At 70.1% G+C, this 10,949-nt stretch carries 12 protein-coding genes; 4 read left to right on the top strand and 8 right to left on the bottom strand.

Annotation, left to right across the window (positions count from 1 at the left end; genetic code table 11):
- The coding region (locus DQW85_RS34130) for a DEAD/DEAH box helicase (protein WP_240197606.1) at positions 1-1,574 on the bottom strand (1,574 nt) is incomplete at its 3' end.
- 348 nt (positions 1,575-1,922) lie between these two features.
- Here DQW85_RS34130 and DQW85_RS34125 point away from each other — a divergent pair.
- Positions 1,923-2,567 carry a ferritin-like fold-containing protein gene (locus DQW85_RS34125; RefSeq protein WP_113703884.1) on the top strand — a complete coding sequence of 215 codons (645 nt, stop codon included), beginning with the start codon at positions 1,923-1,925 and terminating at the stop codon, positions 2,565-2,567.
- Positions 2,568-2,953: 386 nt separating this feature from the next.
- On the opposite strand, the gene DQW85_RS34120 is transcribed toward DQW85_RS34125, so the two are convergent.
- The 5 genes from DQW85_RS34120 to ligD (DQW85_RS34100) all read right to left on the bottom strand — a co-directional run bounded on the left by DQW85_RS34120 (position 2,954) and on the right by ligD (DQW85_RS34100) (position 6,070).
- Positions 2,954-3,184: a DUF3107 domain-containing protein gene (locus DQW85_RS34120; RefSeq protein ID WP_113703883.1), complete on the bottom strand. Its 231-nt coding sequence runs from the start codon at positions 3,182-3,184 to the stop codon at positions 2,954-2,956.
- 121 nt (positions 3,185-3,305) lie between these two features.
- Positions 3,306-3,926, bottom strand: a complete 621-nt coding sequence (locus DQW85_RS34115; RefSeq protein WP_240197605.1) for a TetR/AcrR family transcriptional regulator — start codon at positions 3,924-3,926, stop codon at positions 3,306-3,308.
- Positions 3,927-4,063: 137 nt separating this feature from the next.
- Positions 4,064-4,270, bottom strand: coding sequence for a hypothetical protein (locus DQW85_RS34110; protein WP_240197604.1), 207 nt, complete (start codon positions 4,268-4,270; stop codon positions 4,064-4,066).
- A gap of 34 nt (positions 4,271-4,304) precedes the next feature.
- Positions 4,305-5,192, bottom strand: coding sequence for a non-homologous end-joining DNA ligase (ligD, locus tag DQW85_RS34105; protein WP_113703881.1), 888 nt, complete (start codon positions 5,190-5,192; stop codon positions 4,305-4,307).
- A complete protein-coding gene (gene ligD, locus DQW85_RS34100; protein ID WP_113703880.1) occupies positions 5,189-6,070 on the bottom strand; it encodes a non-homologous end-joining DNA ligase in 882 nt (293 codons plus the stop codon). Before ligD (DQW85_RS34100) ends, ligD (DQW85_RS34105) begins: the two co-directional genes overlap by 4 nt.
- 95 nt (positions 6,071-6,165) lie before the next feature.
- On the opposite strand from ligD (DQW85_RS34100), the gene ku reads away from it, so the two are divergent.
- Positions 6,166-7,086, top strand: a complete 921-nt coding sequence (gene ku, locus DQW85_RS34095; protein ID WP_113703879.1) for a non-homologous end joining protein Ku — start codon at positions 6,166-6,168, stop codon at positions 7,084-7,086.
- Positions 7,087-7,225: 139 nt separating this feature from the next.
- Here ku and DQW85_RS34090 read toward each other — a convergent pair whose 3' ends face one another.
- Both DQW85_RS34090 and DQW85_RS34085 read right to left on the bottom strand, forming a co-directional pair.
- Entirely contained in the window at positions 7,226-7,564 is a 339-nt protein-coding gene (locus DQW85_RS34090) for a hypothetical protein (protein WP_113703878.1), read from the bottom strand.
- A gap of 322 nt (positions 7,565-7,886) precedes the next feature.
- Positions 7,887-8,237 carry a hypothetical protein gene (locus DQW85_RS34085; RefSeq protein ID WP_162795596.1) on the bottom strand — a complete coding sequence of 117 codons (351 nt, stop codon included), beginning with the start codon at positions 8,235-8,237 and terminating at the stop codon, positions 7,887-7,889.
- Positions 8,238-8,589: 352 nt separating this feature from the next.
- Here DQW85_RS34085 and DQW85_RS34080 point away from each other — a divergent pair, with 352 nt between their 5' ends.
- On the top strand, positions 8,590-9,489 hold the full coding sequence (locus tag DQW85_RS34080; RefSeq protein ID WP_113703876.1) for an alpha/beta fold hydrolase: 900 nt from the start codon (positions 8,590-8,592) through the stop codon (positions 9,487-9,489).
- Positions 9,490-9,532: 43 nt separating this feature from the next.
- A complete protein-coding gene (moeZ, locus tag DQW85_RS34075; protein WP_113703875.1) occupies positions 9,533-10,714 on the top strand; it encodes an adenylyltransferase/sulfurtransferase MoeZ in 1,182 nt (393 codons plus the stop codon).
- Positions 10,715-10,949 lie beyond the last annotated feature (235 nt).

The following is a 10,949-nucleotide window of genomic DNA, read 5'->3' as shown; positions in this document are numbered from 1 at the left end:
GACGCGGTCATCGGCTCGGCGGCGGCGCGGCGGGTGCGGCGACGCGGCGTGGCGGCCGCCTTCGCCACCTCGTCCGCCGCGATGCCCCCCGAGACACCCGCCGGGACACCAGCGGAGACACCCGCCGAGGCTTGCGCCGGAACATCCATCGGGACGTCCGCCGAAGTGCCTGCCGAGACATCATCCGCCGAGATGCCTGCCGAGATGCCTGCGGAGACGTCCGCCGAGTTGATGGCGGGCGTCTGCCCGCTCCGGTGCGACTGGCTGTCCACGAGCTCGACCTCCGGCGTCTCCACGAGTGCTGTGCCCTCCTGGGCGAGCTTGCCGCCGCGGGTGCGGCGACGCTGGCGCGGCGTGCGGGCGGGACGCTCCTCGCGTTCGTCGCGGCGGCGTCCCCGAGTGCGCGACCTGCCGGTCTCGCCCAGGTCCTCGATCCGCTCGGCCGACAGCCCGGCGCGCGAGCGGCTGGCGTGGGGTAGCACGCCCTTGGTGCCCTCGGGGATGCCCAGCTCGGTGTAGACGTGCGGGGAGGTGGAGTAGGTCTCCTCCGGCTCGGCGAAGTCGAGCCCGAGCATCTGATTGATCATCTTCCAGCGGGTCAGCTCCTCCCACTCCACGAACGTGACCGCGATGCCCGTGCGCCCGGCCCGGCCGGTGCGGCCGATGCGGTGCACGTAGGTCTTGTCGTCGGTGGGGCAGTCGTAGTTGACCACGTGGGTGACGTCGTCGATGTCGATGCCACGGGCCGCCACGTCGGTGGCGACCAGCACGTCGATCTTGCCGTTGCGGAACGCGCGGAGCGCCTGCTCGCGCTGGCCCTGCCCGAGGTCACCGTGGACGGCCGCGACCGCGAAGCCCCGGGTGTCGAGCTGCTCGGCGACCATGTCGCAGGCCCGCTTGGTCTCGCAGAAGACCATGGTGAGCCCGCGGCCCTCGGCCTGGAGCATCCTGGCGAGGATCTCGATCTTGTCCATCCGGTGGGCGCGCCACACGAGCTGGCGGACCTGCGGGGTGGCCTCGCCCTCGCCGCTGTCGTGCTCCGCCCGCACGTGGGTCGGGCGGTTGAGGTATTTGCGCGACAGCGCGACGATCTCACCCGGCATGGTGGCCGAGAAGAGCATCGTCTGCCGTTGCTCCGGGATCAGCTTGAAGATCCGCTCGATGTCGGGCAGGAAGCCGAGGTCGAGCATGCGGTCGGCCTCGTCGAGCACGAGCGAGGTGACCTGCCCGAGGTCGAGGTGCTTCTGCTTGACCAGGTCGAGCAGGCGGCCGGGGGTGCCGACGATCACGTCGACACCGGCCTTGAGCGCCTCGATCTGCGGCTCGTACGCCCGCCCGCCGTACACGGTGAGCACCCGGGAGCCGAGCTTGCCGGCGGCGGTGACCAGGTCCTCGCTGACCTGGACTGCCAGCTCGCGGGTGGGCACGACGACGAGCCCGCGTGGCTTCTTGCGGTTCTTGCGCGGCTTGCCGATGCTCTGGAGCATCGCGATGCCGAACGCGTAGGTCTTGCCGGTGCCCGTACGGGCCTGGCCGATCAGGTCCTGGCCGCTCAGTGCGAGGGGGAGCGCCATTTCTTGGATCGGGAACGGTGTGACGATGCCCTCGGTCTCGAGGGCATCGGCGATCTCTGGAGTGACTCCGAGGTCTCGGAAAGTCGTCAGCGTGGCCTGCCTCAGTCTCAAATGAAGGCGGGCCTGCCGGGACCGACGGGCGGAAAACACCCCGTGCCTGGGTCCTCGCGGTAGAGCCAGCCCTCTCGCGTCATCAGCGACCGCAGACCCGGGGAGCGGGGGGTTATCGGGGAGATTCCCCGAATTAACACAGAGCGGTCGCACTTTCACAGAGCAGTGTACTCGATACCACAACGTCGACCGAGCTTATGGATGTTCCCGAGATTTTCGCGAAGTACGCTGCCTTCCATGAAGGACTCTCCTGGTGTGGTCGACCTGCTCGGCGTGCTGGCCTACGCCGAGCTCAGCGCCTTCGCACGGATGACCGAGGACGCCACGTCGCTGGCGCCCTCCCTCGCCGATCGGGCCGCGCTCAGCGAGCTCGCGGTGGCCGAGTACGGGCACTTCCGGCTGCTGCGCGACCAGCTCACCGAGCTCGGGGCCGATCCGGAGCGGGCCATGGCGCCGTTCGTCGACGCGCTGGACGCCTGGCACACCCAGACCGCGCCGGGCGACTGGTTGCAGGCGCTGGTCAAGGCTTACGTGGGGGAGGGCATCGCGTTCGACTTCTACCGCGAGGCGGCCAGGCGCATCGACCCGCCGATCGCGAAGCTGGTGGACGTGGTGCTGGCGGACGAGGGGCGTTCGGAGTTCGTGGTGGAACGGGTCCGGGCCGCGCTGGAGGCCGACCCGGTCGCCACCGGCCGGCTGGCACTCTGGGCCCGCCGCCTGGTGGGTGAGGCGCTCAGTCAGGGCCAGCGGGTGGCGGCGGCCCGGCCGGAGCTGGCGCGGATGCTGGTGGAGGCAGGGGCCGACGACCAGGCGGAGATCTCGCGGATGTTCGCCCGGCTGACGGAGGCGCACGGCAAGCGAATGACCGCGCTGGGCCTGTAGGCGACCGCGGCTGCCGGGCCTGTTGCGGGCCGCCCGCCCGTGGCGACCGCCAGTGGCCGCCAGTGGCCGCCAGTGGCCGCCAGTGCCCGCGCGTCGAGGGGAGCCCCCGGAGGATCCTGGAGGGGTCCCAAGGCGCTCCAGGGCACGCTGTGAGACCGCCGCCGCCAGGCTCCACGACTGCGCGCGACACGGGCCCCCGCCCGGCTCGGCCCCGCCGGGTCCGTGGTCTCGTCCGTCCCGGTCCCGTCCGGGCCCATGATCACGTCTGGCCCGTGATCACGTTCGGGTCCATGGGGGCGCGTGACATGCGGGCCCGGCCCGTCCGGGGCTGCGCGGGGTGTGCCTGACCGGCCTCCGCACCGGGACGGGGCCGACCCGGCACGGGGTCAGAGGGTGCCGCCGAAGCCGACCGGCCTTGGCTCGTCCTCGCCGATCTCGATGAAGCCGAGCGAGGCGACCGGCACCACGACTCGCCTGCCCTTCACGTCTGTGATGGCGAACACGCCACGATCGGCGGCCAGGGCCTTGCGGATCTCCTCCTCGACCTGCTCGGAGGACAGGTCGGTCTCGACGACGAGCTCGCGGTGGACGGACCGCACACCGATCTTGACTTCCATCGTGCTCCCTTTCGTGCCTGTGGTCGCGGCTGCTTCGAGCCGTCGCCCGACGGGGGCCGGCACCTCCTATGGTCACCCCTGAGCGGCCGGAAAGGGTTGGTGATCGCGCGCAGCGAACGGGTTACGCCGTACGCGGAAAACCGCTGATGCCGCGCCAGGCGAGCCGGGCCATGAGCTGCTCGGCCGCGTCCTTGGGGATCGAGCCGTGCGTGGTGACCCAGTAGCGGGCGCTGACCTCGGCCATGCCCACCAGGCCCACCCCGAGCAGATGGGCCTCGTCGCTGGTGCAGCCCGTGTCCTCCTGGATCACCGCGCTGACCATCTCCGCGCACTCGCGCAGGGACCGCTCCACGCGCTGCCGCACCGGCGCGACGTTGCGCAGGTCGGTCTCGAACACGAGCCGGAAGGCCTCGCCCTGGGTGGAGACAAAGTCGAAGAACGCGCTGAACGTCGCCTGCACCCGCAGTTTGTTCTCGTTGGTGGAGGCGAGGGCCTCGCGGCAGCGGTTGACCATGTCGTCGACGTGCAGGTCGAGCAGCGCCAGGTAGAGCTCCAGCTTGCCGGGGAAGTGCTGGTAGAGCACCGGCTTGCTGACTCCTGCCCGGTCGGCGATCTCGTCCATGGCGGCCGCGTGGTAGCCGTTCTCGACGAACACTTCCTGCGCGGCGCTGAGCAGCTGCCGGCGGCGGGCGAGTCGGGGCAGCCGGGTGCCCCGGGGCTTGGCGTCCGGGGTTGCGGTCACGCGGTCTCCCATGAGTCTCTCAGAGCGCTTCGTGCGCACATCCTACGGGCGGGTCAACGCCCCTCACCGATAGACGGGCGGGTCGGCGCCGCCCCAAGGACAGGCGTCGCCTCGCCGATGGTCGTGGTCACGCCGCTTCACCGGTAGTCGTCGTCATCGAGGTCGACCACCCTCTCCTGGTCCGCCGCGTCGGCGGGATCGGCTTCGAAGGGGACGACTCCCCGCAGGCCGCGCTCCTCCTGCACCTGCCGCTGCTGCTCGGCGGCGTCGGCTTCGGGGGCCTCGATCGAGAGCTCTCCCACGTCGAGAGAGACGTCGTCTCCTCGCGTGTCCATCTCCGACATGTGCGGTCTCCTTGTAGATGCGGACGGCACCAGACTACGCCCGCGCGAAAAGATCGCCGTGTTCCTCCACCCTGGCGATCACGTCCGGCGCCGTGAACACGAGGTCCTCGGCCCGTTCGCAGTTCTCGACCTCCTCCCAGAGCAGCGGCGTCGACACGCTCGGTCGTGACGCGGCGCGCAGAGAGTAGGGCGCCACCGTGGTCTTGGCCGGGTTGTTCTGGCTCCAGTCGATGAAGACCTTGCCCGGGCGGACCTTCTTGGCCATCACGCTGACCACCTGCCGGGGGCGCTCCTTCTCCAGCAACCGGGCGATCCTCTTGGCGTACGCCGAGGGCTCCTCCCGGCAGTCCCAGTCGGCGTACAGCTGCATGCCCTTGTTGCCGCTGGTCTTGGGCCGCACGGTGAGCCCTTCCTCCCGCAGCAGGTCGCGGAGCATGAGGGCCACCTCGCAGCACTCGACGACGGTCGCGGGCGGGCCGGGATCGAGGTCGAAGACGAGCGTGTCGGGCGGCAGCGGCTCGTCCTCGGGGGAGACCCGCCACTGCGGGACGTGCAGCTCCAGGGCGGCCAGGTTGGCGTAGTAGGCCAGGGTCGGCAGGTCGTCGATGACGGCGAAGTCGATGGTCTCGCGGTTCTTGGTGCTGCCGGGGACCGGGAGCCTGACCCGCCTGACCCAGCTCGGGGTGTGCCGTGGGGCGTTCTTCTCGAAGAAGAACATGCCGCCGACGCCGTCCGGGTAGCGCTTGACGGTCAGCGGCCTGCCCCGCAGGTGCGGCAGCAGGACGGGCGCCGCGCGGGTGTAGTAGTCGATCACCTCGGCCTTGGTGAAGCCCACCTCGGGATAGAGCACCTTGTCGAGGTTGGTCAGGACCAGCTCGCGGCCGTCGACCCTGACCGGGACCTTCCTGCTCGTCCGCGTCACAGGATGACCTCCGAGGGGATCTTGTCCGGGCGCAGGCCGCGCCACACCGGGTGGCGTAGCCGCTGCTCGTGGGTCCACTTCGTGTAGGCCACCTCCCCGACGAGATCCGGTCTAACCCAGCGGTTGCGCCAGGGCACCGGGTCGCGGAACGGGCTGTGCGCGATCTCCAGCGGGCGCAGCGCCTCCTGGAGTTCGTCGAGCGCGGCGTCGGTGAACCCGGTCCCCACGTGCCCGACGTACGTCAGGCCCTCGTCCGTGAACACCCCCATGAGCAGTGAGCCGATGCCGCCAGCTCTGCGGCCCCTGCCGGGCTTCCAGCCGCCGATCACCACGTCCCTGGTGGTCAGGTTCTTGACCTTGACCCACCACGGCGAGCGCGTGCCCGGCCGGTACGGGGAGTCCAGCCGCTTGGCGACCACCCCTTCGAGCCCCTGCGCGTGCGTGGCCGTGAGCAGGTCGGACCCGCCGGGGAAGTACGGCGGGGCGCCGATGTCGAGCTCGTCGAGGAGGCTGCGCCGATCCCGGTACGGCAGGTCGAGGAGCGGCATGCCGTCCAGGTAGAGCAGGTCGAACGGCACGTATGTGATCGGGTAGAGGTTGACCATGACGGGCTCGGGGTCGGTGAGGTGCATCCGCCGCTGCAGCCGCTCGAAGCTGGGCCGCCCGCCCGCGTCCAGGGCGACCACCTCGCCGTCGATGACGGCGTTCCGCACGCCGAACCCGGCGATCTCGGGGTAGCGCCGGGTGTACTCGGCTCCGTGCCGTCCCGTGACCTTCAGCCCGCCGTCGAGGTGCACGAGCGCCCGGATGCCGTCCCACTTCACCTCCAGGCCGTAGCTCTCCCGGTCGAGCGGGAGTTCCCCAGGTACGGCCAGCATTGGTTCGATTGGGTACGGCATCGGGTATGGCATTGCTTGCCCCATGACGGGTATGTGCCCATTGGTGAGCCGCCCGCTACCGCTGAGGAGTGCCCATGCGCAGCATCTGGAAGGGTGCGATCTCCTTTGGGCTGGTCACGATCCCGGTCAAGCTGTATTCGGCGACCGAGCAGAAGGACGTCACCTTCCACCAGGTCCACCGCGAGGACGGCGGCCGGATCCGCTACAAGCGCGTCTGCACCCTGGATGGCGAGGAGGTCCCCTATTCCGACATCGCCAAGGGCTACGAACTGCCCACCGGTGAGATCGTCGTGCTCACCGACGAGGACTTCGAGGACCTGCCGCTGAGCACGTCACGCCGGATCGACGTGCTCCAGTTCACCCCGGCCGAGCAGATCGACCCCATCTACTTCGCCAAGTCCTACTACCTGGAACCTGATGCCCAGGGCGCGAAGTCGTACGTGCTGCTGCGCGACGCGCTGGAGAGCTCGGGGCAGGTCGCGGTCGTCAAGGTGGCGCTGCGGCAGCGCGAGTCGCTCGCCACGCTGCGGGTGCGCGACGGCGTGTTCGTGCTGGAGACCATGCTCTGGCCGGACGAGATCCGCCGGCCTGACTTCGAGTTCCTGGAGGAGGACATCGAGGTACGGCCGCAGGAGCTCAAGATGGCCGAGTCGCTGATCACCACGATGGAGGCCGACTTCGACCCGACGGAGCACCACGACGCCTACCGCGAGGCGCTGCAGCAGGTGATCGAGGCGAAGGTGGCGGGCAAGGAGGTCATCGCGCCGCCGGAGGTCGAGGAGGAGGGCGGTCCGGCCGTCGACCTCATGGCCGCGCTGCGGGCCAGCGTGGAGGCGGCCAAGCGGGAGCGCGAGGGGGAACCCGCCAAGGGCCGGAAGGCGGCCAGGTCGTCGAAGGCGGCGGGGGGCAGGACCGGGGAGAAGGCCGGGGCCGCGGGCGGCAAGGGCCGCGAGGAGAAGGCCGCGCCCAAGCGCAGGCCCCGCAAGTCGGCCTGAGCGCACCGTCGCGACCGCACGGGCATCGCGTGAGGTCGCGGGCGGCGGAACGCGCGTCCGCCGGGATCGTCGCGTATGACGACCCCGGCGAACAGGCACTCGGTCCCGCCCCCGGTGTCCGTTCACCGGGTCGGGCGGCCTACTGAACGGGCCCGACGGTGGTGACGGTGGCGGTGGGCCGCGGCTTGACGTTCACCGCGACCGCGTCCGCGTCGGCGTCGTTGTCGTTGTCGTTCGTGTTGTTGTTGTGCAGGTGGATGCGGAGCTTCACCCTCTGGCGGCCGTGGCCGCCGTGGTGACCACGACCGCCCCAGCACCGGAAGCCCCAGCCGGCGCCGCAGGCGCCGCCGCCCGCGCTGAAGCCGGTCGAGGCGGTAGGCGTGGTGGCTGCGCTGGTGGCGCCGGCGAGGGCGACGGCTCCGCCGGTCAGTGCCGTGGCGACCGCGACGCCCGCGATCGCGTGCTTGTACTTGGCCATTGTTCTCTCCCCAAGAATGGTGACCGAACGCGCCACCCGTGCGTTCTGTTCTCCGCCTCGGGAATGGCGCGAAAAAACGCTCCGGCGTCGGACGCCGAACGCGCGGAAAATATGCCCCGGAACATTGTCCCCGGTCCAGGCGCGGGTTTTTCGGCTGATATCGCGAGTGCCTGCGTCCGGTGGGGTCGTCGCTCGTCTCGGTAAAACGACGACCCCCGTGAACACAGGCACTCAGGCGTGAGCGAGGCTCACCGAGACCGGTCACGCGGCCGCATGGCCACCCATCCGGCCATCCGGAGGCTCAGGTGGAGCGCCTACCGGATCACTCACCGAGCGCAAACGGGCCGCTGTTGCCGCGCCAGTCGCGGTTCGGCACGTTGACCGCGACAGCGTCCGCGTCAGCGTCGTTGTCGTTGTCGTTCGTGTTGTTGTTGTGGATGTGGATGTGGACCTTCACCCTCTGACGGCCGTGGTGGCCGCGGCGGCCACCCCAGCCACCCCAGCAGCGACGCCAGCCGCAGCCCCCCGTGGAGAAGCCCGCGACCGAGGTGGCCGCGCCGGCGGTGGTGGCGCCGGCGGCCGACGCGGTGGTCAGCGCGCCGAGGCCGACGACGCCGCCGGTCATGCCGGTGGCCAGTGCGAGTCCTGCGATTACACTCTTGAACGTGGGCATTGAATTCCCCCCTAAAGGATCGGTTGCCCTGGTTCTCGATATTTCCGGAGCGAACGGAAATATCGCGGATGGCGGTTAAAAGCGTCATCCGAGGCTTTTCATTTCCGGCGGGCGGGCGCCGCAAACGGGAGTCGGGGCCTTTTGCTATACACTAACGCTCTCATTGCTCTCATTAAGCATTTATGAAATGAATTGACAGGATATGTCCACTTTGCCCCGGGCTATCAGCGACCCCTCGCCGACCGCATAAGTCACATAACGTCCACATAAATGGGCGTAAGTCGCATATGTCGTGGATGGTGGGATTTGGTGGGAGGGCTGGCTATGGTGGAGTGAGCGAGGAGGAGGGCGCATGGCAGCAGAGCCGATCTCGCACTGGCCAGGACGCATGGTGGGCTCGGTGCACGTCAGATCCACCCCCGGCGAGGCTGCGGAACAGGCCGTGTTCGTGCACGGGCTGGCCGGATCCGCCACCAACTGGACCGACCTGATGGACGAGCTCAAGGGCGTCGTCACCGGCCACGCACTCGACCTGCCGGGGGCCGGGTTCTCGCCCGCGCCGGCCGACGGCGACTACACCGTCGCCGGGCACGCCCGCGCCGTGATCGGCCTGCTGGAGGAGACCGGCCCGGCCCACCTGTTCGGCAACTCGATGGGCGGCGCGGTCTCCGTCAGGGCCGCCGCCGAGCGCCCCGACCTGGTGCGCTCGCTGACGCTCATCTCGCCGGCGCTGCCCGACCTGCGGCCCAGGTACGGCCCGGTCCGCATCGCCGCCGCGGCCATGCCACGCCTCGGGGAGTGGATGGCGGCCAAGTTCCGGCTCCTCTCCGCCGAGCACCGCATCAACGCCTCCTTCGCGATGGTCTGGGCCGACATGGCCGCGGTTCACCCGGTACGGCTGCGCGACGCGGTCGAGGAACTGCGCAGGCGCGACGGCCTGCCGCACGCGGGCCCGGCGATGATCGGCTCCGCGCGGGGCATCGTGGCGGAGTACTTCCGGCGCGGCGAGGACAACCTGTGGCGCCAGGCCGCCCGGGTCAAGGCCCCCACCCTGATCATCCACGGCCGGCACGACCGGCTGGTGCGACCCGCCATGGCCGCCAAGGCAGGCCGTACGTTCGCGCAGGTCAGGCTCGTGCTCCTGCCGCGGGCGGGGCACGTGGCGATGATGGAGATGCCCCGCGTCGTGGCCGCCGAGGCGCGCCGTCTCATCGCCGAGGCGCGATTCGGGAATGCCCCACTCGGCGGCTAGGTTTCAATCACAGATGGGTACCCCTGAAACGGGAGCGTAGAACGTGTCCTTGCCACCGCTGGTCGAGCCGGCCGCCGAGCTGACCGTCGACGAAGTGCGCCGCTACTCGCGCCACCTGATCATCCCCGACGTGGGGATGGCCGGGCAGAAGCGGCTGAAGAACGCCAAGGTGCTCTGCGTGGGCGCCGGCGGCCTGGGCTCGCCGGCGCTGATGTACCTCGCGGCGGCGGGCGTCGGGACGCTCGGCGTCATCGACTTCGACGTCGTCGACGAGTCCAACCTGCAGCGCCAGATCATCCACGGCCAGTCCGACGTGGGCCGGCCGAAGGCCGAGAGCGCCGCGGCGACCGTCCGCGAGATCAACCCTCTCGTGAACGTGGTCATCCACAACACCGCGCTGTCCGTCGACAACGTCATGGAGATCTTCTCCGGCTACGACCTCATCGTCGACGGCACCGACAACTTCGCCACCCGCTACATGGTCAACGACGCGGCCGTGCTGCTCGGCAAGCCGTACGTCTGGGGCTCGATCTACCGCTTCGACGGCCAGGCGAGCGTGTTCTGGGCCGAGCACGGCCCGTGCTACCGCTGCCTCTACCCCGAGCCCCCGCCTCCCGGGATGGTGCCCTCGTGCGCCGAGGGCGGCGTGCTCGGCGTGCTGTGCGCGTCCATCGGCTCCGTCCAGGTCAACGAGGCCATCAAGCTGCTCACGGGCATCGGCGACCCGCTGGTCGGGCGCCTGATGATCTACGACGCCCTGGAGATGAGATACCGCGACGTCAAGGTCCGCAAGGACCCCGAGTGCGTGCTGTGCGGCAAGAACCCGACGGTCACCGAGCTGCTCGACGACTACGAGGCGTTCTGCGGCACGATCTCCGACGAGGCCGCGCAGGCGGCCAGCGGCTCCACGATCACCGCGGGGGAGCTCAAGGCCATGCAGGACGACGGCGACGACATCTTCCTCGTCGACGTCCGCGAGCCCAACGAGTACGAGATCGTCTCCATCCCCGGCAGCACGCTGATCCCCAAGGGTGAGTTCCTCAACGGCTCGGCCCTGGAGAGGCTGCCGCAGGACAAGCGCATCGTGCTCCACTGCAAGTCGGGCGCGCGCTCGGCCGAGGCCCTGGCCGTCGTCAAGAACGCCGGGTTCTCCGACGCCGTGCACGTCGGCGGCGGGGTGCTGAGCTGGATCAAGACCGTCGACCCCAGCCTGCCCACCTATTGAGCCCACCGAATCCGGTTTCGTCCCGGGTCCGGTTTTCTGGGATGGCACCGGCTCGCCCGCATTAAGGTCGGTGCCGTGGACATCGCCCGCCCCTGCTGGCCCGCCCTCGTGGTGGCCTCCGCGCTGACGCTCGTCTGCGCGGTGACCGCCGCCGTGGCGGCCAGAGCGGCGGGCGCCGAGCTCACCAGGGGCCCGAGCGGGGCCGAGCTGCACGCCGCCGCCAGGCGCGACGTGG

The sequence above is a fragment of the Nonomuraea lactucae genome (genome assembly GCF_003313395.1).
In the GTDB taxonomy this organism is placed as follows: Bacteria; Actinomycetota; Actinomycetes; order Streptosporangiales; family Streptosporangiaceae; genus Nonomuraea; species Nonomuraea lactucae.
The sequence above is the reverse complement of the archived record's forward strand: the minus strand, read 5'-3'. Positions and strand labels throughout refer to the sequence as shown.